The following is a 25,709-nucleotide window of genomic DNA, read 5'->3' as shown; positions in this document are numbered from 1 at the left end:
CTTATTGAGAAATTTGAATTTCTTGGAATTGATTATTTTGAGAGTAATCAATTGTTTCGGCCTTGATTTTAGACATACAAAGAACACAACCTGCCATTAAAACAAAGACCATTTTTAATATTGCTTCATATGCATCTGGTGGTAACATTGCGAACTCCAAAACTTTAAGCTACAAAAATAATTGATAGATAAATGCATAATTGCAAAAGAAATGCTGATGAGCAATAAAAATTTTAAACGAAGTACATTTTTATATGTGACACCAAAAGAAGTTCCAAAAGACTATCTTATGGATCACAAGCTTGATTACCGCTTATCCAGATGGTGCCTAAAAGAGCTGACCCAAGAAGAGAACTTAAGTATATCCAATCACTTACATATGGAAGATGACGAGACTAAGTTGGTATCAATAAGTCACACCAAGGAGCTAGCAGCCTGTGCGCTATGCATCATCAAAGACGTACGTTCTATCGGCATCGATATCGAATGGGTTGGAAGAAAAATAAGGGATGGAAGCTTTAAATACTTTGTTTCAAAAGAAGAGGAATTAGAACTCTATTCTCCCCTAGAGATTTGGTGCATAAAAGAAGCGGCCTTTAAGGCCTATCATCCATTTCACGATCAATCGCAAAAAACACTTGTTCTAACTGATTTTGAAATTCAAGAAAACGCGACTTTGTTGGCCCCAAACGGTGAAACCTTTGATTTTTCACTAACAAAGCAAAAAGTAGAGGACAAAGAATTTATCCTTGTCCTCGCGGAATATTAACTCAAATACTTTTTAAATAATTCTTCATCATTAACTTTAAGTTCTTTAATTGATCTTAATCCATTACCAAGAGTAACTGTTACAGTCTGCAACTTACCTGTACGAGCGATTAAAAGATCGATTTGATCATTTTCACTATACATCTCATCTAATTTATCGATGATCTTCTTATCTACCCTTAAAGCATTAATTGCAATAATTTCATCTCCAGCATTTAGGCCACTTTTATATCCGCAGCTTCCTTGTCTTACTGACTTAATATTGATTCTTCCCTTTTCATCCGAAAGATTAACACCAAGATCAAGTTTAGGAGTTGTCCATTCAACCTCAACACCCATTTTTTTAAGATGAGATTCAAAGTCAATCTCTTCAACACCTTCTACTAGAAGTTTAAATTCATCACATACTTTCTGAGAAACAAGAGAAGATAAGATTTTAAAGAAGCCATCTTTAGTTAAACCAGTCTCAGGCCTTTGCTTATAATCCGCCCATAGAGCACGGACTAGGTCATTAATCCCCTTACCTTCTTCTTTCATAAGAACATTTAGGACGAAGAATACAAGGCCACCTTTTAAATAATAGCTAACTGAAGAATTTTTAAAATTCTCCCCTGCGCGATAAAGCTTTACCCATGCATTAAAAGATGAATCTTCTAAAGAGTGATAACCACGGCCAGGTGTTGAAAGAAAATTATTAATATTTTTTTTCATGCACTCCATATACTCACTTGGTGAATAAAAACCTGCACGATAAGTTACTAACTGATCCACAAAACTAGTTAGTCCTTCAGTAAGCCAGTGCATACGAGTATAATTCTCATTCTTATAATCAAAAGGTCCAAGCTCTTTTGGCCTAATTCGTTTAACATTCCATAGGTGAAAATATTCATGAGCAACTAATTCAATAAATTGCTTCCTTCCTTTTTCTTTGGCCAATTCAAATGGACAGAATTGAAGAACTGTAGAATCGAGATGCTCAAGACCTCCAAAGCCATTAGGAGTTAGATGAGTGATGAAATAATAATGATCATAAGGTAAATCTTCATCGAAAATCTTTGCTGTCTCGTGAACGGCCTTTTCCATATCCGCCATTAGTCCAGAGAAGACATCTTTTTGAGAAGCAAAATCTCCATAGAAAGCAACGTGATGTTCCTTATCTTTATACATAAACCCATTAGTTTCATGACAGCCTATTTCAAAGGGAGAATCCATTAATTCATCAAGATTCTCTGCTTCATATAAGAAAGTCGTTCTCTCAGGAGATACATCTTTTAATGCAGTTGTAACTTTAGTCCAAAGAGGATTAATCTTGATCTCAATTTGAGCAGGGCCTTGCTGATTTTCAAATGCAATAAAGACACTTGGTCCATGTAAGAAGGCATGTGTATTATCCACGTGAGATGTTCTAACCGTTAAGTCATGACAATAGACACTATATTGAATAAGAACCTTTGAATCGTCTTTAATCACTTCTGACTTGAAAACAGGATGATCAAGTTGAATTTCCCATTCATTCTTAGATACTTGCTTGTGAAAAAGTCGATTACCTTTAGAATCCTCAACTTTTATCTCTTTAATATGCCTTGCATACTCACGCATTAAATAAGAGCCTGGTGACCAAGATGGCATATAGAAACGAAAATTATCACCTTCTACACCTTGAGATTTGATATCTGCTTCTAAACTAATATTGACGAGATGAGTGTGTGGATTTGGAATATCAATCGTATATTTAAGCACTTCTATAGCTCCTTTTATCTTTACTTTATAACTGTTAGATAACTCTAATTTATTTCATCAAAAACCTCTTGAAAAGGGTTCGTTTACTTGCTAAAAGCCATTAACAACACAATTTAATGGAAGACAACCGATGAAAACTGAATCAAAATCAGCGCAAAGCAGTGCGTCGTACAATATCGACCGCTCTCAAGTAACGCTACCAAAATTAAGTTTTACTCAAATGGCCCAAGATCAGCTTAATCTTATGCTTGAAAACGACTTTACTCTACAAGGCAAGTACTTAAGAATTCTTATAAGTGGTAAAGGATGCGAAGGATTTAAATATTCAATAGGTTTCCACGACTTAAATGATGATGACTTTCTAGTTCCTGTGAAGGAAATGGATACTGAAGTGGCCATTGATCCATTTACTGCTTTCTACTTAGGTGAAACGCAGATCGATTATCAATTTAACTACATTAACGACGAAGAAGGTTTTGTCGTTGTTAATAAGCAACAAGATGAGTTCCAAGGAAAATTTTGGCGTAAAGATAAGTCAAAAATTCCTCCAAAAGTTCAATAGCAAAATTCAGTAGGATAAAATATGGATTATCGCTATCTAAAGGCATTTACTCTAACGGCAAAATACCTAAGCTTTTCAAAAGCGGCAGCAGAGTTAAAAATTGCTCAATCTGCGGTATCTCGTCAAGTAAAGCTATTAGAAGAATCGATGAATGAAGAACTTATTATTCGCTCTAGTAAGAAAGTTATTCTTACGAAAAAAGCAAAAGATCTTCTTAAGTCGATAGAGCACTTTGAAGTTGACGTTGGTGAAATCTTTGAAAAAAATCAAGATAAGCCAATTCACATAGGAATCCTGGATGGACTACTTGTAAACTGGTTTAATCCAATTCTTGCAAAGTATGCCCAAAATTATAAACGCGATATATATGTACACGTAGCAGACTCTCCGGCCCTTAGACGAGGTATTGAAGACGGTGTCTATGACATGATCTTTTCAACTGATGGCTTTCAATCAGACCTAACTTCGTCATTGAAGTTATTTGAAGAGAAGTTTGTTATTATCTCAAAAGAAGAAATTAACAAGAAGAAGCTTCACGAGTACACGTGGATTGTTTTTAGTGAACTAGACCACTTATACAAGCTTTCAAAGAAGGCTCCCGCAAAAAAGATCGTTGTTAGCTCTCTTGAAAGTATAAAAGCGCTAGTTAAGCACGGTGTAGGTATTGCTGTAGTACCAGATCATACCCTATCTAAGAATCATAAATTTCATACAGAACCTATTACAGGCCTTAAGAATATGAATATTTATATGACCACTCTTAGCTATAAGAATATGCCGCCATTTTTAAAAGAATTTTCAAAGATATTACAGGCGAACTAGAAACGCTCGCCTGTTTTTTAGATAATTATTTAACTCTTTTGATGTCTTTGATACCAATTGTTCCAATTAGAAATTTCTTATTAGAAACAAAGTGAAGCTTTGATGAAGCTCTCGATTCAAAATTAAACTTCCAATCTGAACCAACTCTTTCAACAGAGGCATCGTAATGCTTTCTTTCACCGTTAATACCTGAGTACAAAGTATCAATTGTGATATCGGCACCATCCGATGGGTTTAAGTTTGAAGCCTTGATTTTTACAACTTGACGATCAGAGCGCTCAACCAGAGTCACTCCTTTAAGAAGCTGTTGTAAGGTATATGTCTGTGTTGAGATAACTTTTCCATTTTGATCGAATTCATTCTTATAAAGAGATTCAACCTCCAAAGTTTCATCATCGACATTAATACCAAGATGGTAGTATGACTTGTCTTCATCATTTGTAATGTGAACAAGTTTAACTGGTGCGGCCATAAGTTTAGTTGCTATAAATGCCACAATCGATAATTGAATAAGTAATTTCATATTTACTCTCCCTTCCAATTTGATAAGGCATACTGCCATTATTTCGTAATTTTTGGGAGAGAAAATATTACATGCTCCACTCGTTGAAGACCAATAAGCATTAGCTCAGACTAATAAGCACTATTAGCCTTAACTTAAAGTGTTGAAAATAATAGGGCCACCGATGTGCTTGAACTCATCATCTCGTAAATTTTCGAATTCATAACCAGATAAATGATCATGTAAAATCTTCATAATATAGGCGTGAATATTATCTATCTTATCCAATCCAAAGGTTTGAGCAAAAAGAGCAATCTTTTCTTCAATATATGGATTATCAAAAATTCCTTCACTAAGCTTAGACTTTCCTAGAAAGTCCTTAAATTCTTCAATGGAAACACCCATTTTTCGAGAGTCATCTTTTTTAAATTTCTCTAAACTAAAATTAATAAAAGTAGAGAGAATAATGGCCTCAAAATCAATTGAATTCACATCGTAATTTAAATAGTAATTATCAGATAATAGTCCATCATCTTTTAATGAAAGATATGTTTCTTTTAACCCTTTTATAAAAGGCATAAGCTCTCTTAACAAGTTGCACTTACTTTGAAGCTTTCGCCAAACCTCAGCATTATTGACCACGACAATTTTGTTATCATCATCACGATACTTAACCAGATCACTAAAGAAATCATCGAGGAAAAGATCAAAAGATGCACCTAAGAAGTTATCTGTTGAGTCCTCCATTAGATTATTACGAAGGGCCTTTTTCACATCTTTTTGTAAGATGCGAATAAGAGAATTTCCAATTTTATATATATCTGTAAAATCGAAGTAATCAAAAAGACTTTCATTATCAAAAGATCTTTGTTCATTGATATAAGACATTCCAAGTAAGACAAGTTCTCGGTTTTGGTTTCCAATTCTTGTCATGGCCACTGGGCCATCTTTTAGAACGCCATAATATTCCATACTCGCATTGAGCATACGAATAAAGTTAAAATGAAGGTAGTTAAAACGCTTTTCATCTGAAACCTTTGAAAGCTCCTCATGAATACTTCCAGAGTTCTTTTCAAAAGCGATAATTGAGTTCTGATGAAGAGTTTGAAGCTTGCCAAGAGTAGAAATATTTCCAGTTAAGGGCTCTCTCTTCTTAATAAAGAAATCAATATGACTGATTGATGGGAATGCATTCATTACCTCTAGCGCATCAAAATAATCGACAAAACCATACTCTCTAAGCCTCTCTTTTTTGGCCTGGTATTGGTTTTCATTATAAATCATATAATCTTCAGAGATCATTTTAAAAAGATGCTGATAGGCCTTTTCGACTCCAACTTTTGTATAGAGATCACGAATTAGTTGTCTTACTTCATCAACAATTTCATTTTCTTCATCAAATTCAAAAAGTAGTAAATTATCTTCAGTTAAGAAATAATTATCGTGGTCAGGGTACTCAGGATCTTCAACATCAAAAGTCCATACATTGAAGCGTCCCTTTAGAAAGAGAATAAATTGATCAGATTCAATAAACTCGTAACGAATATGATCATCTGGACTCTTAGCAACAGAGCTTACCCACGATGAGAATTCGTTAATGTCTAAGTCATCTTTTGACCAAAGATCAATATCGTAGAAAGTTTCTCTTTGCTCCTTTGATAAAAGGCTTAGAGCATGAGTCTTAACTTCAATTGGCAAGGCCTTAATAGAAACATAAAGAGGCTGAACAGGTAGTTTTTCAAGGCTTTCTCCCTTTGAAATATAGCTATTAACTAATTCCATCGAAGTGTAGGCCTTAGATTCTTTAAGAATAAGGTTAATAACATCAGTATTAGGAAGCGATGCATTCCCGGGATTTTTCTTAGAATTATCTTTGATTTCTTTCTTATTTTTTAAATCATTAGTCATATACCTAATTTACGGCATTTGGTATAAGATGTTAATATTTATATTGGTTTGATAAGCACTTAGAAACACTGCATCAACAAAAAGAGGCTAAATTGGCTAAGTATATGAAAATTTGACTATAAATAATGCAACTAATATGATGAAGATCATGTTTTTTTACAAAAATATTATTTAACTTAAATAAGTGTTAATTTATGTTTGTAAGGAACGAGTAGGTAGAAAATGGCAGTTTTAGATAAGAAACAATGTGCAGATTGCCCATCAAAAGATATGGGAATTTTTTGTGGTCTAACTTTCCAAGAAGCAATGGAAGTTTCATCGACGACACACACATTAAAATTTAAACGTGGCCAAAGTATTTTCTCTCAGGGAAATAGCCCAGAAGGAATCTACTGCATTCAATCTGGAAATATAAAACTTACAAAAACTGGTCAAGACGGGAAAGAAACAATTATTAGAATTGTTACTCATGGTGATGTTATTGGTCACCGCTCTCTTTTTACAGCACAAGAATTTCACGGAACAGCTACGGCCCTTGATGATGTCGTGGTTTGTTTTATCGATCGCAATCATGTCCTTAAGCTAATCAATGATAAGCCATCAATCGCATTAGAATTAATTAACAAGCTTAGCCGTGATATGGGTGTTGCTGAAGAGCGCTCAAGTTCTTTTCATCAAAAAAATGTAAGAGAGCGTATTGCACAGCTTATACTGGAACTTTCAGACTCGCACGGTGTTGATCTTGGTAACGGCGAAGTTCAAATTAACCTCAAGCTTACAAGAGAAGAGATGGCAACAATGATTGGGACAGCGAATGAAACATTAATTCGCATCATCTCTGAATATCGAAAGGATGGCCTTATTGATCAAAATGGTAAATTGATCGTTATTAAAGATCGCAAAGAGCTACAAAAAAGAGCCGACGGGGTTCACTAATATTTTACTTAATTAAGTTTAAAGAATTGTTATTATAACGAAGAATTGAGAAATGGATTTTGAAAGGGCCCAGGCCCAAGAGCACTTAGTCGCAGCTCAAGATGGCATATGTCATCACTGCGGTGAACCTCTTGATGCCAATAACATTATCACATCAGAAAGTGATGGTAATGAGAGTGGTAAGAAACATCACTTTTGTTGTTACGGCTGTATGAGTGTCTATGGCCTACTTCATTCAAATAACCTACAAGAATTCTACCAATATCAAGATGTCCAGAAGTCTAAGAATCCAAAACTTTTACAAACAACAAGTAAAGAAAGTTACGAAAAGTTAAGTGATAAGTATCAATTTATGGATAAGAAAGAATTCTTAAATGACTTTATCACAATTGATAATGACAAGCTAAGAGTACACTTTCTAATAGAAGGAATTCACTGCCTTGCTTGTGTGTGGTTAATTGAGAGAATCTCTAAGCTACTGGACTTCATCGATCATGGCCAAGTTAATATTGCTAATAATGTCGCAAGCTTTACTATCGACACTAAGAAGCCTTATTCAATAGCAAAGTTGGCCGCTACATTAGAAGGACTTGGTTATCTTCCTCATGCTTATAATCCAGCATCAAATAAGAGTGTAAAACTTAGTAATCGTACAGAGATTTTAAGAATCGGTGTTGCTGCTTCGGCCATGATGAATATTATGATCTATGCGATTTCAAATTATGCAGGAGCAACTCATGAGTACGCTCGTCTATTTGATGGAATTAGTCTTGCTTTTGCCCTACCTGTTATTTTCTTTAGCGCAAAACCTATCTTTATTAGCAGTTTAAGCGCTATTAAACTTAAAAGTACAAGTGTTGATATCCCACTTGCTATGGCCATTGCATTTGGCTTTATCCTATCAACATATAATTTTCTAATTGGATCAGGTCCTGTATATTTTGATTCAATCACAACTTTAGTTTTCCTAATCTTACTATCGCGATTTGCTGTTAAGGTATTAACGCAAAAATCAATGTCCACAAAAGGTATCTCTTCTCTTTTCTACAATACAGGTGTGAAACTTGTTAAAGATGGAAAAGAAGAACAGGTTTACTCAAGTAAGATTGAAGTCGGCGATACAATTGTCGTTGAAGAAGATGAGCGCATAATTTTTGATTGTAAGTTATTGAGTGAAAAGGGAATTATTCTCAATACAATCAACACAGGAGAAAGCCACCCTATAGTTCTTAATAAAGGCGACAAAATTAAGGCCGGAGCAATTTGCATTGGCCCTAGTATGTCTCTTGAGGTTGAAGAAATAGGACTACAAACTCAACTAGGAAAGACACTAGAGAGAATTGAATCAAATTCAATCCAAAAGAACCCTGCTAATTTATGGGCCCAAAAAATTTCGAAGTACTTCACTATTGGAATTATCTTCTTAAGTACAATCGTTCTATTACAAGGCCTATATACAGGTAATCTTACAACAAGCTTTGAAAAGATCTTGGCCATTTTAATTGTAGGCTGCCCATGTGCTTTTGCAATTGCTACACCAATTGTTATTGCAACAAGAATTAATAAATTAAAATCAATTGGTATCTATATTAAAAATGAATCTTCTCTTGAAGAATTAAATAATACTAAGAATTTAATCTTTGATAAAACAGGGACTCTAACTAAAGGTGACTTTGCCGTTAATCACTTCATTAATAAGTCTCAATATAGCGATAATGAGATTCTTGCAATAGCACTAGGAATTGAGCGAAGTATTCAACATCCAATTGCCATTGCTATAAAGAAATATGCAAAATCGAAGTTAACAAAAGAGGAAGCAAATCAATACCAACTTATTGATGTTGTTAATATTTTAGGAAGCGGAGTTAGTGCAATCATTAACAAAGCTCAATATGAAATAAAAGCAATCACTCAACAAGAAAAAAATCTTATTGGATTATTTAAAGATTCAACTCTTCTTGCAACATTTGAAGTATCAGATAGCGTGAGAGCAGAAAGTATACAAGTCGTTAACCACCTTAAAGCAAAAGATATCGATATACACTTATCAACTGGTGATCATTCTGATTCTGCATACGATGTTGCAACAAAGCTTGGAATTAATCCAAAACATATCTACATCGAACAAAAGCCTGAAGAAAAGCTAACATTAGCAGCAAAGCTTAAGAATGTTACATTTATTGGTGACGGTGATAATGACGCTCTAGCTATGGTTAAAGCAAATACGTCAATAGCGATAGGAGCAAGAGCAGATATGGCCATGAGAAGCTGTGATATCTACGTTGCTAATGATGATCTCTCTCCTATCCAAATTCTATTTCAAGTTGCTTCAAATGTAAGGGAAACATTAAGAAGAAATATCTTCTTTGCAGTAAGCTACAACATCGTAGGAATAAGCCTGGCCATGGCCAATATAATTACTCCTCTTTATGCGGCAATACTAATGCCACTAAGCTCTTTAACTGTATTGCTCTCTAGTACAATACCTCTTATTGGATTTGATAAGAGAATTTTAAAAATAAAGGGTAAAAGCTGATGGAAGTCATATTTGTTTTGTTACCTCTTGCGATAATGCTAGGTGTGGCGTTTCTAGTTTTCTTTATATGGGCCGCAAAGAGCGGACAATATGATGACTTAGATACGCCATCAGTAAGAATGTTATTTGATGACGATAAAGATATTAAAACTGAGAAGAAAAAAAATCATATAAATGATGATGTTAAAAACAAAAAGGAAGAGTGATTATGAGTACAAATCATGAAGCCCAATTAGAAGAGTTTTCGTACGACGATAAAATTTCGAAAGCTTTCCTAATGGCAACAATTGTCTGGGGTGCAGTAGCTCTATTTATGGGAGTCTTTATTGCATTTCAACTAGCTTATTGGAAATTGAACCTTGGCTTAGAGTGGACAACTTTTGGCCGCCTAAGACCTCTACACACTAATGCTGCAATCTTTGCATTTGTTGGTAACGGAATGTTTCTGGGGATATATTATTCGACACAGAGGTTGTGTAAAGCGAGAATGTTTTCAGATGTCTTATCATGGATAAATTTCTGGGGTTGGCAGCTAATTATTGTTTCTGCGGCCATTACACTCCCACTGGGAATTACAACTGGTAAAGAGTATGCAGAACTAGAATGGCCAATTGATATTGCTATTGCAGTTGTGTGGATTGTCTTTGCTGTAAACTTCTTTGGAACACTGATAAAGAGACGTGAACGTCATATGTACGTAGCTCTTTGGTTCTATATTGCAACGATCGTTACAATCGCAGTACTACACATTTTCAACTCACTATCATTACCAGTTAGTTTTTTAAAGTCATATCCAATTTATGCAGGTGTACAAGATGCAATAGTTCAATGGTGGTATGGACACAATGCTGTTGCTTTCTTCTTAACTACTCCGTTCTTAGGAATCATTTATTATTTTCTACCTAAGACAGCAAATCGACCAATCTACTCATATAGACTTTCGATTATCCACTACTGGTCACTAGTCTTTATCTATATTTGGGCCGGACCACACCATCTACTCTATTCATCTGTACCAGACTGGGTTCAAACTTTAGGGATGACATTTTCTATAATCCTATGGATGCCATCTTGGGGTGGTATGATCAACTTCCTTTTAACACTAAGAGGTGTTTGGGATAAGGTAAGAACTGAGCCAATCCTTAAGTACTTAGCAACAGCTGTTACTTTTTATGGGATGGCCACATTTGAAGGTCCTCTACTTTCAATCAAATCAGTGAACTACATTGGTCACTTCACTGACTGGGTTGTTGGCCATGTTCATGCTGGTACTATCGGTTGGAATTATATGCTAATCGTCGGTGTTCTGTACTATTGTACTGAAAAGCTTTGGAAAACTGAGATTTATTCTAAGAAAATTGCAAATACTCAATTCTGGTTAGCAACAGTAGGTCTATTACTATACATGATGTCAATGTGGGTATCTGGTATTACTCAAGGTCTAATGTGGCGTGCAGTAGATGCAACTGGAAAACTCGTTTATCCAAACTTCATTGAGACAGTAGTTAAAATTATTCCAATGTACTGGGTTAGAGGTATCGGTGGCGTCTTTGTTTTAGTTGCCTTCTTTTTAATGATTTTTAATATTTGGATGACTTATAAGAAATCAAAGTATGCCAATCAAGGAAAAGAAGCCGAAAAAGATATCTTTAAGGCCGCTCCTCTTTCAGCAAAGCCGGAAGAAAAGGACGCTGACAGTCACCGTAAACTAGAAGGCCTTCCAATGGTCTTTACCGTTCTTACTCTTGTTGCCATTTTAGTTGGTGGTGCTATTGAAATAATTCCTTCACTAATCTCAGATCGCTTTGTGGAAAAAGACCCGAGAGTCAAGCCTTACACTCCTCTTGAACTAATCGGACGAGATATCTATGTAAGCGAGGGATGCTACGTTTGTCATTCACAACAAATTAGGCCAACAGTTGCCGAAAAGTTAAGATATGGTAATCCATCGACTGCTGCAGAGTCTGTCTATGATAGGCCATTTCAATGGGGATCAAAGAGAATCGGGCCTGATCTTGCTCGTGTTGGTGGAAAGTACAATGATATGTGGCACTACCGCCATATGATAAACCCTCGAGAAGTAACAGCTGGTTCAATCATGCCTAATTATGATTGGCTAACAAGAAAGAAGGTTAATTTTAAAATGCTTCCAAAGAAAATGAAGGCAATGGTTGCATTAGGTACTCCTTATTCAAAAGCGGAAGTCGAAAATGCAATAGACAGTGCTATGAAGCAGGCAAATGAAATCACAAAAGGTTTGAATAAGTCTGGTGTACCAATGAAAATGCAAGACAAAGAGATTATTGCACTCATTGCATACCTCCAAAGACTTGGTATCGATACTAAGGAACAAGGAGATTAATAATGAAATCAGAAGTTATGCAAAATATGCCTTGGGAATGGATGCCTGTACTTAGCTTAATAATCTTCGTGCTTGTATTCCTTGGGGCATTTTTCTGGTCATTTAGACCGGGCTCTAAAGAGCTTTATGAGGAAATAACAGCTAACGCTCTTTCTGATGGCCAAAAGGTCAACAGTGAAAACAAAGGGAGTAACAATGAGTAATAATAAAGACTCTAACCAAAAAAATATAGTCCTTGAAGATGAAAAAGACCTAGTCCTAGATCATGACTATGATGGGATTCAAGAGCTCAACCACCCTCTACCTGGATGGTGGAGTGGGATTTGGGCCCTCTCTTTCATCTTTTGTATTCCATATTTTATGTACTATGTCCTTATGGATGGGCCAACTCTTAGAGAGACCTACAATAAAGATATGGAGGAGATGCAAAAGATTATCGAAGCAGAAGCTGCAAATACTGCAAACTTTGATATTGAAGTTTATAATAAATATGTAGCAACAGATTCTGCAAAAGAACTAGGACATACAGTCTTTGTAGAAAACTGTGCTGCTTGTCACCTAGAAGATGGTGGTGGTGATATCGGGCCAAACCTAACTGATGACTTTTGGATTAATATTAAAGAGTTTAAGCCAGAGAACTTCTACAAGTTTGTCGTACATGGAAATGAAGATATGGGAATGCCTGCTTGGGGAGATATCTTAAGTAAAGAGGATATAATGGCAGTGACGGCCCATGTAATGAACTTACATGGAACAACTCCTGCAAAGGCGAAAGACCCACAAGGCGACAAACTTAAAGAATAAATTTAAAGAGTAAATATGGCAAAGAAATCAAATTTTGAACTACATGATTCACGTTTAGCAACAACTGATGACCATGGGCACAGAGTCTTTCTCTTTCCAGAGGAAGTAAAAGGTGTATGGAGAAATAGGCGTAAATTGTTCTATTGGTTTCTCATATTTATTTATCTAGTCTTGCCGTGGATATATATAAATGGTGAACAAATCATACTATTAAATATCCCGGCAAGAGAATTTTCATTCTTTACATATAAATTCTATGCACACAATGCACCAATATTAATTTTTATCATTCTTGGTTTTATCTTTTTCATAGGGTTTATAACAAGTATCTTTGGACGCGTCTGGTGCGGCTGGGCCTGTCCTCAAACTGTCTTTATCGATGCAATTTTTCTACGTATTGAGAGTTTAGTTGAAGGAAAACCTAGACAAAGAAAGAAGCTTCAAGAGTCACCATGGAACTTTGAAAAGATAACTAAGAAAAGTATAAAATGGATACTATTCCTCATCCTATCTCTTCATATATCGCATACTTTTCTAGGATACTTTGTTGGTACCCATAATCTACTTAATATAAGTCTACAGAATCCATCTGATAACTTTACTCTCTTTACAATAATGCTAATTATTACCAGTATTGTACTGGCCGACTTTGGTTGGTTTAGAGAGCAATTTTGTATTATTGCTTGTCCTTACGGCCGAATGCAATCAGTAATAATGGATGATAATTCACTGGCAATTCTCTACGATGAAAAGCGTGGGGAACCAAGGCGCCAACCAGGTCAAAAACCTAGTGAGCACGGTGACTGCATTAATTGCTATGCATGTGTAAAAGCTTGCCCGACAGGAATTGATATACGCCGAGGGGTGCAACTAGAGTGTATCGCATGTACAAATTGTATTGATGCATGTGATGATATCATGGTGAAAACAAAGAGACCCAAGGGATTAATTCGCTACGATACTCAAAGTAATATGGAAGGCAAAGGACGCCAAATTTTTTCATTTAGAAATATCGCTTATCTCATTGTCTTAATTGGACTTTTAATCGGCTTTATTTTCAGTGTCTCAATGTCACAAGGAATTACGACGACTGTCCTCAGAGGTCCAGGTACACCTTTTAGAGTACAGTCAGATACAAAGACATTAAATCATTTCCAAATTGTTTTAGAACAAAGTGGTGATATAAAAACTCATAATGTGAAATTTGCTATCGAAGGTGTTGATAAAGAAAACTATGAGATAAAAATGCAAAGAAACCCTTTTGAGTTTACGACAACTCACAAGAGACAAAACGTATTTATTGTCTTCAATAATAGTATATTAGAAAAAGGAAGTCGTAAGTTTACTTTTATCATTACTGATTTAGATACGAATAAAGTTATAAAAAAAGAGGCGGTACTCGTTGGACCAACTAAGTAGTCTCCAAGGCATTTCTCCATATCTCATTATAAGCGCAGGCTTAACAATGGGACTTGTGGCAAATTTCCACTGTGTGGGAATGTGTGGTGGCATAACAATGGCCGTCTCAAGAAACGTCGGTCAAAATCTCTCATACCAATTGGGAAGACTACTAGGTTACCTATCAGTAGCACTAATTATACCAACTCTAGGTTTTACTCTACTTGACTTTAAAGGCAACCCTTACTTAATGCTTTTTTCGAGTCTAAGTATTGGACTCATTCTTATATGGATGGGTGCAAAGAAAGTCTTTAAGTTTAATAATTTTAAATTTGCTGCAAAGATCTCTCAAAAGCTTCATCAATTGAACGCAAGGCTTTGGCCTGCAATATCAAAGAAGGTTGGAAATAGGCCTTACCTATTTAACTTTTCTATTGGAAGTATTAGCGTCTTACTTCCTTGTGGTCTACTTTGGGCGATGCTAGCTCTTGCCATCAGTGCAGCTTCCCCTGCCCTTGCGGCCCTATTTGTTTTCTTCTTTTGGCTTGGAACTTTACCTGGTTTAGTTTTTGGCCCAACACTTATTCAAAAAATTAAATTCCCGGCCAAGGTGCAAATGGGAATCCCATACTTATTTCTAATCATTGGAACGGTGACAATTGCATATCGAGTATATACAATGTGGAACCCCCAAGCTGGAGCCCCACTATGTCATTAAATATAAAGAAAATTATTATGAAATTCTTTCGTGACCCTGATTACTATGCATTCAACTTTCTGATCTTCACAGTAATCATTCTCTTTCCATGCTTACTAGTCGCCCTAACTGCGAAGTACTGGTAAAGCAACCTTACTTACAGTCGCGCATACGCTGAAGTAGTTCACTATCTTGTGCTTGAATCTTAGGTCTTAAGTATTCAACGACAGATGAGTTTTCTTGTAGAATACGAACAAGTCGACATAAGAAGACATTATCTTCACGACTCTCCACAACTTGCCACGATTGTACGACATTATTAGTCTCATAGAATAATTTGAAAAAGAGTTCTTGGTATTTAAGTTTTACATCTCTTCCGGCCTGTGCTGACAACTGCTCACCAATGGACTCATCATGAATGGAGAAATTCCAAGTTAATTTGTCTCCACTTCCAAGGTCTAGAGTTCCCTCATATGTTTTAAAAAAAACACCTTTCTTTGTGATACGAACAAGTTTTCCTGAACGATAACCATCAGACTTAGGGTAATTTAGAATTCCCCACCCCAGTAAACCTGCTAGAATGACTAAAATAAAAACAATAAAATAGACCTTTTTTTTCACTGAACACCCTCTTTAGTGTGGGTGCCATGCACCTTTTGTTACGCAATTGCGAAACAAAAGGTGCATGGCACCCTTCATTTATTCTATTGTATCCGCAAAAAACTAATTTTGTAAAAATTAAGACCTCTTAAGTTGGTCAAAGTTTCTCACTGCATTAAATTACTCATGGTACTCAGAAAACGCTCGAGGTAAAAATTGTTCAACTTTATTGACCCATCAGACACTCAGGCCGTTATTCCTATTCTGGGATTATGCCTACTTCTATGTCTTATTGTGGCCAGGTTTTCGAAGAATATTGGGATTCCAAAAGTCTCTGGTTTCATTATCTTGGGCATACTACTTGGGCCATATGTAAGTGGTGTGATAACTCATGAGTTCTTAGAAAAAACAAGTTACCTCTCCGATCTTGCCCTAGGACTTATTCTATTCAATATAGGTGGCGAGTTTAATAAGTATCTTTTGAGGCGTATATCAGAGCAGGTTGTGAAAGAATCACATATAAAAGTTGCCCTCATGTTCTTCTTTAGTTTTATTCTCTTTGCCATCACCCTATTGATTTTTTCTTCCTTCACTTTTAGTAATATCCTTATTATTTCATTTATGCTTGCTGTTATAAGTGTTGAAGCGGCTCCCCCTACAACAGTTCTTGTTATGAAAGAGTATAATAGCCATGGGCCATTAACAGATGCAATCATGATTCACCTAGGAATTGTCACTGGTGTTACAATCATTGGAACTTTAATCTTTACTGCTATCTTTGAGGCCACAGGTGTTTGGCCATCTTTTGATACTCCATACGAGACCATCTTAAGTATGGCCAAGGTCATTTTTGGCTCTATTGCTATCGGTGTTGTTCTAGGAATCCTACTTGCCTGGCTAGAGAATTTTGAAAATAAAATTGGAAACTTTCTCTTTTCAATTGTAACAATGCTGATATTTGCGCAAACCCTTACTTATTTTTTAAATTTGAACGTCCTATTGGTTTCCTTAGTGATGGGCTTTACCATCACTCAGGCTTCTTCCAAAGGTCGCCTCATTCATACTACCGTAAGAGATATGGGAAGCTCCCTCTATGCAATTTTCTTCGTCTATGCTGGTACTCATATCAATATTGCAGGTATAATCTCAGAGGGCGCCCTCTATGTTCTCATGTATATAGTCGTTAGAGTAATTTCAATTTACTTTGCTAATAAAGTCTTTGCCTATCGTGTAAAAGAAAATGACTACCACAATCTTGGCCACTGTCTATATTCACATGCAGGTACGGCCATAGCGGTTGCAATGGTTATTGGAGAAATCCCACATGTAACAAGTGAAATAATCTTTCAAACAATTATCTCTAGTATATTCATATTTGAGTTAGCTGGTCCCCTTATCCTAAAGGAAACATTGAAGCGAAGTGGAGAGATATCAGTGGAGATGATGAACGATGCTGCAAGTCGTTACGGCCCAGATCAAACACGAAGTTTCTTTAAAATTACGAAAGATTTCATTGATAATAGTATTTCCGCCCTTAAAAAGTAGGAATATACTGAAATATCTTTGTCAGGATTTACGTTGTGAGTTAAGATGGGGACATGGATACAACCTCAATGACTGCTAATGAACAAGACACTTGTGAAGTGAAAGCAAGTGAGACAGAAAATACAGATAAGAATAACGATAAGAAAGAAGAGATAACAAAAACTCGTAAAGACCTTCACATGCCGCGTCGTATCTTCCATTTCTCGATGGGAGTTATTGCAGGAATGATTTATAAGCACTTTCTTACTCACACCCAGGCCGTGCATATCTTAGGGGTGGCCACGTGTCTTTTCTATATTCTTGAACAAATTCGTTTAAACTATCCAGAAAACAAGTTAACAAAACTTGGATCAAAATATCTTCTAAGGGCAGAGGAGCAGCTTAAAGAATCGGCATCAATGCCTTATCTCATGGGCCTACTTCTTACAATTTTAACATTTCCAAAAACTATTGCACTTGTGGCCATCTTTACACTAGCAGTATGTGATCCATTAAGTGCCATTATTGGAATTCGATTTGGTAAGACAAAGTTAGCGCCTAATAGATCTCTTGAAGGTACTGTTGCATTTCTTATTGCCACTCTAGCAATCCACATTGGTGTACTTACAAGTGTTTACACTTTTGATGTGAAACTCGCATTAGTGTGTGTTTTTAGCTCAATTGTCGTAACTGGTTTTGACTTCTTAGACTTTAAAATTGATGACAATCTCACAATTCCACTTGTGACAGCTTCTTCAATTTGGGTATTTCTTGCATTGATTATGTAGAAGAGAGAAGCTTAGAAGATTCCAAACCTCTTTTTCTTTTTAATTTGCTTGCGGCGATAATAAGGCTCTTTTCGAGAGTTAATTATTTCAATTTTTCTCTCGATTAAATCCTCATTTAAGAATTCACTTAAGTAATCTTCCAGGACTTCCATATTGACCTCATCTAAGAGAGTGAGATCTTCTTTTTTTATCGAGATAAGAATATTTTCCATATTCATCCATTCAAAGAATGAAATATTTTCTAAAACAATTTCACGGGCCAAGTCCACACTACTAGAATTCACTTTTAATATCTCCTCGCCCCTACTATTATATGACATATGGAAAATAATACTAGCCGAATAAATGTCCAAACGACTTTACCGATTGACTATATTGAGATGGGAAATAAGAACGCCGAGCAAACTCTACTTGTCTTGCACGGCTTTGCCCAAAATGCGCAGCAAATAAAAGAGACATTAGTTGATAAATTAGCAGATGAAGTTAAAGATAAGTTTCGAGTCCTTATCCCTAATGGCATCCTTCCCATTCCAAAGATAAGACCAAAAGTTATTCATTATCGTTATAGTTGGTACTTCTTTGATCATAGTAAGGGTAGTTATCATATTGATATGCAGGCACCAATTATGGCCTTAGAAAACTTTTTAAATACATTGAATGTGCCTATGAATACAGTGAGTTTGATTGGTTATTCTCAAGGAGGGTATCTTGCTCCGATTATGGCCTCGTCGATAAGCGGGATTAAGTCATCTATTGCCATTAACTCAAATACTAGGGTTGATAAATTAGGGCAAAATAAAGACTTCACTCACCTTTCAGTTCACAATGAGGGAGACCCTGTTGTTGAGTATGAGAACTCTTTTAAAAGTTTTGAAAAACTGAAGACAATCATTTCAAATGCACAATACAAGAGTTTTAGAATTAACTCTCACGAGCTGCAAGAAGAAAATATTAAATACCTATCAAGTTACCTCTTAGAAATCTAAGAGTAGCTTTAAGAATTCTTTTCTAGCATTCACATCAACGGCCCTTTCAGTATTAAAATGAACGTGGCCTGGGCCCTTATGAAATTGAACAGACCACATGGCCTCAGAAGAATATGGCAGAATGCTATAGCGAGAATCTACTATAGTGTTATTCTTTCCCCAATGTAGGTAGCCACTAGTAAAGTGCTTAAAGCGTTCATAGTCATAAGAGAATTTTTTTGAATCATAATGCTTGAGTAAGTTTTCAATCTCATCCTCTTTTACAATCTTTGCGCTCTCATATTTTGGATAAAGTTTAATCTCGCCAAAAGGAATACTTTTTACAGCATAGAATTTCGCTTGAGACTGATCTAGAACAATAGATCTCCATACGACATTATTAAAGATTGTTGGTTTAACCATAAAGCGTGTTGTTTCATTATTAATTAGCGATTTACTAATCAAAAACTCAGTCACCCTCTGCTTTTGGTAAAGGCCTAGACTCATAAACAAACAAAGATAAGTAATGGCCGCTATATTAAATCGTATATCTTTAAGCCTAATAGCGACTAAGACAAGAATCACAAGCGGTATTGTGCAAAGAGGATCAATGACTGCAACACCATTTAGAGCAACACGCATATCACTGAGTGGCCAAAAAAGCTGTGTCCCGTAATTAGTAAAAGCATCAAGAGTTCCATGAGTGGCATAACCTAGGAAAGTATAGAGATAACTTCTTTTAATTGGCACTCTAAATAATCGCAAGAATAAACTGACGATAAGAGCACCTATGGGAATAAAGAAAATGGAATGAGTAAAATGGCGATGAAATTGTACGTGAAAAAGAGGATCACTAGCTGAGCGAATTAATACATCTAAATCCGGAGCTAATCCCCCCAGAGCACCCCACAAGGCAATGGCCTTAAAGCTTGGGCCAGACTCCTTTTCGGTCGTCTTAGTTTTCTTTCTACGTATGCTTCCAAGAGCTGCCATTGTTCCCACAACGGCTTGAGAAACTGGATCCACCTATAAACCTCATATTTTTAAATTCACTCGCTTATGATACCATATTCCCATGGATTTTCTAAAAGAGCTTACAGGTTCACATTCAATAAAAAATATCTGTGTCTTAAGTGGTGCAGGTATCTCAAAAGAGTCAGGTCTTAAGACTTTTCGTGATCAGAATGGCCTTTGGGAAAATCATGATATTTATGAAGTGGCCTCCCCCTTGGCCTTTAAAAACAATCCCACTTTAGTTTATGAATTCTACAATCAAAGAAGACGTCAGCTTTTAAGCGATGAGGTAACTCCCAATGCTGCCCATATAAAGCTTGGTGAACTTGAAGCAAGTGGTGAGTATACAGTTAATATCATTACGCAAAATGTCGACAACCTCCATGAATCTGGTGGCTCAAAGAACGTCTATCATATGCACGGAGAACTTCTAAAGGCCCGCTGTATAAAAACGGGTCGTGTCTATCAATGGCTTGACGATTTAACTGGCGAAAGTCGCTGTGAGTGTTGTCATACAAAGGGCAATCTTAGGCCAGATATTGTCTGGTTTGGAGAAGTCCCCCATCATCTCGATGAAATCCAACAGATCTTACTTGATTGTGACTTATTTATCTCTATTGGAACGTCAGGTTTAGTCTATCCAGCGGCCAACTTTGTAACTATGGCCAAAAGCGCTGGTGCATACTGTCTTGAAATTAATCCCCATCCAACTAATAACGCTCAATTATTTGACTACACAATAGATAAGACTGCGACAGAGGGCGTCATAAAAATAGTTGAGAACTTATTACATATCTCTTAAATTAACTTTTATTTTCGTTATGCGTTCGTTATAAGTGGCCAATTACATTGGAGAGGTCATGAAGAAAATAATAGCAATATTAATGCTAGCTACTAGTTTTTTTGCAAATGCGCAGACGCTACGTGAGCAATGTGAAAATGCATATTATGCAACAGGTTACGTAAAGTTACATCAATATAAGATTGTCGTTAATTGGGCAAGAATCTCAGACCACGCACTTGTGGAACTTGAAAATATCTTATACTCAGATAATTTTAAAGTTTTAAAAGAAAAAGAATTACCAAATTACAAAACATTATATGTATTAAAAGAATCTAATGGGGAAGATGCCTATTACTACGAAGCGGCACTAGCAAAGCTAGAGTCTCTAACTGGGAATAAAGCATCTTGTGTGTATGATCTATAAGGGGAAAAATATGAAAGGATTATTAGTAGCAGCTACTTTAGTATTATCAGTAAATGTTTCAGCAAGCGTTTTAAAAGTTTGTGCAAAACAAGCAAATGAAGTTTGTAAAGAAATAACAAATAAAGATGATTTCATGGCATGTCATAATGCAATCATGGATTCATGTTTAAACGGGCCGTACTATGCATCAGGAAATAAGTCGATGCCATGGTGTTACGATGAGTGTGCACTTGTTGCTGACGAAGCTCAAAGAAATCTTTGTTACGAAACTTGTAACGAAAAATAATTTTAAAAATTTAAAGATTATATTTGAAAAAAGAAAAGGGCATCATTGATGCCCTTTTTTATTTTTAGAATTATTTATTTTTCAACAATGGCAACGACTCCCATCCCACCTGCTGTACAGATTGAGATGAGTCCTCTTCCACCGCCTTTTTCATTAAGCATTTTAGCAAGGCCTGCCACAATTCTTGCGCCAGTAGCACCAAATGGATGTCCAAGAGCAAGTGATCCACCTTTAACATTTAGCTTCGAGCGATCAATTGATCCAAGAGCCCCATCAAGCCCTAGTTTTGTTTTACAGAATTCTTCATCTTCCCAAGCTTTTAAAGTACAAAGAACTTGAGCAGCAAAGGCCTCATGGATTTCATAGAAATCAAAATCTTGAAGAGTAAGGCCTGCTCTTTTTAAAAGTTTCGGAACGGCATACACAGGGGCCATAAGAAGCCCTTCTTCTTCAATAAAATCAACTGCAGCAGACTGGCAAGTTGTAAAGTAAGCTTGAACCTCTAGATTATTTTCTTTTGCATATTCTTCACTACATAAGAAAACGGCAGATGCTCCGTCAGTAAGAGGAGTTGAATTTGCAGCAGTTAATGTCGCCTTATCGGACTTCTCAAAGGCCGTTCTCAAGCTTCCCATTTTTTCAACTGTCGTATCCGCTCTTAAAATCCCATCCTTTTCTAATCCCTTAAATGGAACAACGAGATCACTATAGAAGCCTTCATTATATGCACGATCTGCATTTTGATGAGACTCCCATGCTAATTGATCTTGCTCCCTTCTTGGAATCTGCCAACGTTGCGCCATAAGTTCACAACTTTGTCCCATCGAAAGACCTGTACGAGGCTCTTTTACAGCAGGAAATGAAGGCTTTAAGTCCGCTGGACGAATACTCAATAAAGCCTTGATACGATCACCTGTTGAACGAGCATAATTTGCTTTACTCATAGCATCTGAGAAATTCTTAGAGAACTCAACTGGAATATCACTATTTGTATCAACACCACCTGCAATACCGCATTCAATTTGTCCTGTAGCAATTTTCATGGCGATAATATTAGAAGCCTCAAGAGAGAGGCCACAAGCTTTTTGAATATCTGTTGCAGGAGTATGAAATGAAAGCCCTGCTTCAATTGTACATTCACGGGCCAAAGAAAAGTCATAAGCATGTTTACTAACAGCTCCAAGAACAACTTCACCAACTTCTTTTCCCTTTAAATTCATTTTATCAACAAGACCTTTAAGGGCCGCTGTCATTAGCTCCTTATTAGAAACTCCTTGATACTTTGTTCCAGAGCGAGCAAATGGAATTCTCGAACCTGTAACGATACATACTTTTCTTTGATTCATAACTTTCCCTTTATATTATGATGTTAATTAGGATTAATAAGGCTTTTTAATTCGAAAACTATCTTACGATAACTACTTAAATGAAAAAAGTCATCGAGCTCTAATAGTATCGAGTTAAGCTTTAATTTTTCACGATTCTCAAGACACTTAAGAATTTCAACGACATACTTCTCAATAACAATAAAACAAATTGCTAAAGGAGAAAGATTGGATGTGTAGACATCAGGGAATCCAATTCCATTTAATGCCCCATGATGTTGGCGTACAATAACATCAATACCACTAGGAATCCCTGAGATCTCCTGTAGAAGTGTTGTACACATATTTGCATGCTCTAATACAAGCTTCTTTTGATTTGCTGTAATATCGGCAGCGGCCAAGTCTTCAGAGTCGTGAATCTTTAGTAACTCCTCATCTCTTAAAACAATGTCGTGAAAGAAACAGATATAACATACCTTATCCATAGTTTGCTTTAATTGGTCACCACGTCCCCAGCCGAGATTTGGAATAATCTGATAAAAGAATAAACTTATAAGATAATTTCTTTTAAAGGCATAAGATGTTTCATTTTCAAGTAATCCTCTTAAAAGTGGCATTAACTTTTTAGAGCCAGCAATAGTCTTTTGCATGGCCACAATTGAAGTCTTAGCAAGTTTAACAGTCTGAGGAGTTATTCCCATATCATTTAATAAATTCTGAGAGATCTCATAAGTATCAGAACTTGTTTCTAATACCTTACTGCCCTGCTTAAAAGCTTTAACGACTTTACTTAATGATTGAGATAAAATTTGTCCCATTAATTTTTCAAAGTCTTCCTTTTGAACATAGAAATGAGTTAGATTATTATCTTCATAACGACGAACGATATCCTTATCTAGAACATCATCAGCATAAATACGCTTAACGTAGTGATCCTCACCTGTTTTAGTCATTTTAATATAAATATCACAACAAGGATTTGATAATTGATAGAAGTTGGATATTTCAACCTGGATATAATCAGGCATTTTAAGATGCCTTAACTCTTCTTCAGTTACACCAAGGCTCTTGATTAACTGAAGACTCACGTCTCTTAATGAAAAGCGTGAAGGTAGACTGACATAATTTCCATAGTCAACTTCCACTTCACCTAAGATAATGATTGGCTTTTTAATTGAATGATCGATAGAGAAGTTAATTAAGTTTCGGCCAGAAGTAACATTAAAGCCTTCCTTATCAGTATACTTATTTTCACAAAGAATACCGTCAAAAGTAGATAACTCTTTTGGTGATTTGATCTCTTCAAAATGTCTAATCGACTCAACTTCAAATGAGTATTCATTTGAGAGATATTCTCTCAAGCTAGATTGAACACCTTGATCTGAGTGTATAATAAGTATTCTTCTCATTAGAACGATCTTTTTCTAAATAAATAATTAAATAAAAATCCCCATGCACTTAAAGTTGCAACTAAATGAATTAGACCAAATATTATACTCTTAACTTTTTCACCATCAAGCTCGGCCCCAAATGAAAGCATATCAGAAATAGCAGAAACTTCACCAATACGTGGTAAGATTCCATAAAAGATACTTCCAAATATAGATGATATATTAAAGCCTGTGATAACAGGGTTTCCACTGCTAATATATGCATAAGTTCCGATTGAAGCCAGAACATAAAATAAAGTTAATAATAAAGTCCCAATTTTATTAAAGTATAAACTTAAAAAACAGCTTACAAACATAATGATTATAATCTGTATAAAATGGGGAATAAGTGAAGCAATCATACTTATGACTGGTAAGTCCATTCCCTTAGGAAGTAGATTATTTACACTTAAAATAATCATACCAATAACAAGAATTATCACAAGATAAAGAAAGCTTAAGATCCCTCCCCCAAGCATACGGTTTAAAACATATGAAGAACGTTTAATTGGTAATGCTAAGATCTGAGAAATAACTCCACTCTCTAAGTCACTTTTAAAGATATTTGCAGCGATAAGGGCCGCCACAAGTTTTGCACTTAAGCTAATGACCCAAATAACAACTGTCATACTAGCATTTGCTAGATATGTACTAAAGCCAGACTCTTCTATTTCAATTTGTAATGTATTGGTTAAAACGCCACCTAAGTACATAACTACAAATGTTAGAACAAATAAAAAGATAACTGACTTATTTCTTATTTCTTTTTCTACTGTATTTTTAATTAATGTAAAATTTATTAAATTAAGCATGTTCACTTCCACTATCATTTTTAACTAAATCATAGAAACGCTCTTCTAATGAGATATCCCCTCTTACTTCATTTAGAGGACCTTGAGCTTTGACTTGACCGTTATTTAGAATAATTACCTTTGTTGCAAACTTCTCGACCTCAGAAAGAATATGAGAGTTGATTAAAATCGTCTTTCCTTGTTGAGATAATTCAAGGCAGATATCTTTTACATCTTTAATTCCAATTGGATCAAGGCCAGAGAAAGGCTCATCTAAAATGATAAGCTCCTTATTGGCAACGACAGCAATACAAAGACCAACTCTTTGCATTTGTCCCTTAGAAAGTTCTTTTAATTTCTTCTTTTCAAACTTATCAATCGATAACTTCTTTAAGGCCTCATCAATTCTTCCATTTACTTGAGACTTTTCCACACCGTGAAATTCTGCAAAGAACTTAAGTGTTTCTTTTACTGTGAAATAATCATAAAAATTAAACTTCTCTGGAAGATAAACGAGACTTTCTCTCGAGCGTGGATCCTTAGAAGACTTTCCAAATATTGTAATCTCACCTGAATCAGCGCTTATTAAATCCAACATACATTTTACAAATGTTGTTTTCCCTGCTCCGTTTGGCCCTAGCAATGCCACAACATCGCCATTTTCAACACTTAAAGAAAAATCACTTAAGGCCAATTGGTCACGATATCTCTTCGATACACCTCGTACATCAATAACACTCATA

29 protein-coding genes are annotated in these 25,709 nt (G+C 35.8%); 18 read left to right on the top strand and 11 right to left on the bottom strand.

Going from position 1 to position 25,709, the window contains the following annotated elements; genetic code table 11:
• Position 1: 1 nt before the first annotated feature.
• Positions 2–148 carry a hypothetical protein gene (locus ACMAZI_RS07345; RefSeq protein WP_162929629.1) on the bottom strand — a complete coding sequence of 49 codons (147 nt, stop codon included), beginning with the start codon at positions 146–148 and terminating at the stop codon, positions 2–4.
• 69 nt (positions 149–217) lie between these two features.
• Here ACMAZI_RS07345 and ACMAZI_RS07340 point away from each other — a divergent pair, with 69 nt between their 5' ends.
• Positions 218–769, top strand: a complete 552-nt coding sequence (locus ACMAZI_RS07340) for a 4'-phosphopantetheinyl transferase family protein (RefSeq protein ID WP_412473463.1) — start codon at positions 218–220, stop codon at positions 767–769.
• Here ACMAZI_RS07340 and ACMAZI_RS07335 read toward each other — a convergent pair.
• Positions 766–2,508: a M61 family metallopeptidase gene (locus ACMAZI_RS07335; protein ID WP_412473464.1), complete on the bottom strand. Its 1,743-nt coding sequence runs from the start codon at positions 2,506–2,508 to the stop codon at positions 766–768. The two genes, ACMAZI_RS07340 and ACMAZI_RS07335, sit on opposite strands and share 4 nt — an antisense overlap.
• Before the next feature lie 130 nt (positions 2,509–2,638).
• Here ACMAZI_RS07335 and ACMAZI_RS07330 point away from each other — a divergent pair, with 130 nt between their 5' ends.
• Positions 2,639–3,070, top strand: coding sequence for a HesB/IscA family protein (locus ACMAZI_RS07330; protein WP_115363151.1), 432 nt, complete (start codon positions 2,639–2,641; stop codon positions 3,068–3,070).
• 21 nt (positions 3,071–3,091) lie between these two features.
• Positions 3,092–3,892 carry a LysR family transcriptional regulator gene (locus ACMAZI_RS07325; RefSeq protein WP_115363153.1) on the top strand — a complete coding sequence of 267 codons (801 nt, stop codon included), beginning with the start codon at positions 3,092–3,094 and terminating at the stop codon, positions 3,890–3,892.
• A gap of 25 nt (positions 3,893–3,917) precedes the next feature.
• On the opposite strand, the gene ACMAZI_RS07320 is transcribed toward ACMAZI_RS07325, so the two are convergent.
• Positions 3,918–4,415, bottom strand: coding sequence for a hypothetical protein (locus ACMAZI_RS07320; RefSeq protein WP_115363154.1), 498 nt, complete (start codon positions 4,413–4,415; stop codon positions 3,918–3,920).
• Positions 4,416–4,544: 129 nt separating this feature from the next.
• Positions 4,545–6,302, bottom strand: a complete 1,758-nt coding sequence (locus ACMAZI_RS07315) for a DUF6178 family protein (RefSeq protein WP_412473465.1) — start codon at positions 6,300–6,302, stop codon at positions 4,545–4,547.
• A 222-nt stretch (positions 6,303–6,524) separates the two neighbouring features.
• Between ACMAZI_RS07315 and ACMAZI_RS07310 the strand changes: the two genes are divergently transcribed.
• The 9 genes from ACMAZI_RS07310 to ACMAZI_RS07270 are packed head-to-tail and all read left to right on the top strand — an operon-like array spanning position 6,525 to position 15,181.
• The gene (locus tag ACMAZI_RS07310) at positions 6,525–7,238 is read left to right on the top strand and encodes a Crp/Fnr family transcriptional regulator (protein WP_115363158.1); all 714 of its coding nucleotides are present in this window, start codon (positions 6,525–6,527) and stop codon (positions 7,236–7,238) included.
• Between the two features lie 52 nt (positions 7,239–7,290).
• Positions 7,291–9,774: a heavy metal translocating P-type ATPase gene (locus tag ACMAZI_RS07305; RefSeq protein WP_412473466.1), complete on the top strand. Its 2,484-nt coding sequence runs from the start codon at positions 7,291–7,293 to the stop codon at positions 9,772–9,774.
• A complete protein-coding gene (gene ccoS, locus ACMAZI_RS07300) occupies positions 9,774–9,980 on the top strand; it encodes a cbb3-type cytochrome oxidase assembly protein CcoS (RefSeq protein ID WP_120404961.1) in 207 nt (68 codons plus the stop codon). Before ACMAZI_RS07305 ends, ccoS begins: the two co-directional genes overlap by 1 nt.
• A 2-nt stretch (positions 9,981–9,982) precedes the next feature.
• The gene (gene ccoN, locus ACMAZI_RS07295; RefSeq protein ID WP_120404962.1) at positions 9,983–12,136 is read left to right on the top strand and encodes a cytochrome-c oxidase, cbb3-type subunit I; all 2,154 of its coding nucleotides are present in this window, start codon (positions 9,983–9,985) and stop codon (positions 12,134–12,136) included.
• Between the two features lie 2 nt (positions 12,137–12,138).
• Entirely contained in the window at positions 12,139–12,339 is a 201-nt protein-coding gene (locus ACMAZI_RS07290) for a cbb3-type cytochrome c oxidase subunit 3 (protein ID WP_120404963.1), read from the top strand.
• A complete protein-coding gene (locus tag ACMAZI_RS07285) occupies positions 12,332–12,940 on the top strand; it encodes a cbb3-type cytochrome c oxidase N-terminal domain-containing protein (RefSeq protein WP_412473467.1) in 609 nt (202 codons plus the stop codon). Before ACMAZI_RS07290 ends, ACMAZI_RS07285 begins: the two co-directional genes overlap by 8 nt.
• Before the next feature lie 15 nt (positions 12,941–12,955).
• The gene (gene ccoG / locus ACMAZI_RS07280; RefSeq protein ID WP_120404965.1) at positions 12,956–14,359 is read left to right on the top strand and encodes a cytochrome c oxidase accessory protein CcoG; all 1,404 of its coding nucleotides are present in this window, start codon (positions 12,956–12,958) and stop codon (positions 14,357–14,359) included.
• A complete protein-coding gene (locus ACMAZI_RS07275; protein ID WP_115363171.1) occupies positions 14,343–15,056 on the top strand; it encodes a sulfite exporter TauE/SafE family protein in 714 nt (237 codons plus the stop codon). The genes ccoG and ACMAZI_RS07275 overlap by 17 nt, the downstream gene beginning before the upstream one ends.
• Complete coding sequence (locus ACMAZI_RS07270) at positions 15,047–15,181, top strand: hypothetical protein (RefSeq protein ID WP_255509249.1); 135 nt, start codon at positions 15,047–15,049, stop codon at positions 15,179–15,181. Before ACMAZI_RS07275 ends, ACMAZI_RS07270 begins: the two co-directional genes overlap by 10 nt.
• Before the next feature lie 7 nt (positions 15,182–15,188).
• Here ACMAZI_RS07270 and ACMAZI_RS07265 read toward each other — a convergent pair whose 3' ends face one another.
• Positions 15,189–15,656 (bottom strand): hypothetical protein, encoded by a 468-nt coding sequence (locus ACMAZI_RS07265; protein WP_412473468.1) that lies wholly within the window; start codon positions 15,654–15,656, stop codon positions 15,189–15,191.
• A gap of 195 nt (positions 15,657–15,851) precedes the next feature.
• Between ACMAZI_RS07265 and ACMAZI_RS07260 the strand changes: the two genes are divergently transcribed.
• On the top strand, positions 15,852–17,180 hold the full coding sequence (locus tag ACMAZI_RS07260; protein ID WP_115363174.1) for a cation:proton antiporter: 1,329 nt from the start codon (positions 15,852–15,854) through the stop codon (positions 17,178–17,180).
• Positions 17,181–17,233: 53 nt separating this feature from the next.
• Positions 17,234–17,947, top strand: a complete 714-nt coding sequence (locus ACMAZI_RS07255) for a diacylglycerol/polyprenol kinase family protein (RefSeq protein WP_115363176.1) — start codon at positions 17,234–17,236, stop codon at positions 17,945–17,947.
• An 11-nt stretch (positions 17,948–17,958) separates the two neighbouring features.
• Here ACMAZI_RS07255 and ACMAZI_RS07250 read toward each other — a convergent pair whose 3' ends face one another.
• On the bottom strand, positions 17,959–18,231 hold the full coding sequence (locus ACMAZI_RS07250) for a hypothetical protein (protein WP_133296971.1): 273 nt from the start codon (positions 18,229–18,231) through the stop codon (positions 17,959–17,961).
• A gap of 36 nt (positions 18,232–18,267) precedes the next feature.
• Here ACMAZI_RS07250 and ACMAZI_RS07245 point away from each other — a divergent pair, with 36 nt between their 5' ends.
• The gene (locus tag ACMAZI_RS07245; protein WP_412473469.1) at positions 18,268–18,933 is read left to right on the top strand and encodes a hypothetical protein; all 666 of its coding nucleotides are present in this window, start codon (positions 18,268–18,270) and stop codon (positions 18,931–18,933) included.
• Here the strand turns inward: ACMAZI_RS07245 and ACMAZI_RS07240 are convergent.
• Positions 18,922–19,938 (bottom strand): metal-dependent hydrolase, encoded by a 1,017-nt coding sequence (locus tag ACMAZI_RS07240; protein ID WP_412473470.1) that lies wholly within the window; start codon positions 19,936–19,938, stop codon positions 18,922–18,924. The two genes, ACMAZI_RS07245 and ACMAZI_RS07240, sit on opposite strands and share 12 nt — an antisense overlap.
• A 49-nt stretch (positions 19,939–19,987) precedes the next feature.
• Here ACMAZI_RS07240 and ACMAZI_RS07235 point away from each other — a divergent pair, with 49 nt between their 5' ends.
• Genes ACMAZI_RS07235 through ACMAZI_RS07225 form a run of 3 tightly spaced genes read left to right on the top strand, consistent with a single transcriptional unit; the run spans position 19,988 to position 21,420 of the window.
• Positions 19,988–20,728 carry an NAD-dependent deacylase gene (locus ACMAZI_RS07235; protein ID WP_115363184.1) on the top strand — a complete coding sequence of 247 codons (741 nt, stop codon included), beginning with the start codon at positions 19,988–19,990 and terminating at the stop codon, positions 20,726–20,728.
• Between the two features lie 58 nt (positions 20,729–20,786).
• Positions 20,787–21,134: a hypothetical protein gene (locus ACMAZI_RS07230; protein ID WP_115363186.1), complete on the top strand. Its 348-nt coding sequence runs from the start codon at positions 20,787–20,789 to the stop codon at positions 21,132–21,134.
• 10 nt (positions 21,135–21,144) lie between these two features.
• Positions 21,145–21,420, top strand: coding sequence for a hypothetical protein (locus ACMAZI_RS07225; RefSeq protein WP_115363188.1), 276 nt, complete (start codon positions 21,145–21,147; stop codon positions 21,418–21,420).
• Positions 21,421–21,494: 74 nt separating this feature from the next.
• Here the strand turns inward: ACMAZI_RS07225 and ACMAZI_RS07220 are convergent, their stop codons facing one another.
• From ACMAZI_RS07220 to ACMAZI_RS07205, 4 genes are read right to left on the bottom strand one after another with little or no spacing between them, the layout of a single operon-like run.
• Entirely contained in the window at positions 21,495–22,766 is a 1,272-nt protein-coding gene (locus ACMAZI_RS07220; RefSeq protein ID WP_412473471.1) for an acetyl-CoA C-acetyltransferase, read from the bottom strand.
• A gap of 23 nt (positions 22,767–22,789) precedes the next feature.
• Positions 22,790–24,154, bottom strand: a complete 1,365-nt coding sequence (locus tag ACMAZI_RS07215; RefSeq protein ID WP_412473472.1) for a hypothetical protein — start codon at positions 24,152–24,154, stop codon at positions 22,790–22,792.
• Positions 24,154–24,987, bottom strand: coding sequence for an ABC transporter permease (locus ACMAZI_RS07210; RefSeq protein WP_158536909.1), 834 nt, complete (start codon positions 24,985–24,987; stop codon positions 24,154–24,156). Before ACMAZI_RS07210 ends, ACMAZI_RS07215 begins: the two co-directional genes overlap by 1 nt.
• Complete coding sequence (locus tag ACMAZI_RS07205; protein WP_334678398.1) at positions 24,980–25,708, bottom strand: ABC transporter ATP-binding protein; 729 nt, start codon at positions 25,706–25,708, stop codon at positions 24,980–24,982. The genes ACMAZI_RS07210 and ACMAZI_RS07205 overlap by 8 nt, the downstream gene beginning before the upstream one ends.
• Position 25,709: the final 1 nt, after the last annotated feature.

Source organism: Halobacteriovorax sp. YZS-3-1, from assembly GCF_047084945.1.
Taxonomy (GTDB): Bacteria; Bdellovibrionota; Bacteriovoracia; order Bacteriovoracales; family Bacteriovoracaceae; genus Halobacteriovorax_A; species Halobacteriovorax_A vibrionivorans.
Note: the sequence above shows the minus strand (reverse complement) of the source record. Positions and strands in the feature narration are given on the sequence as shown.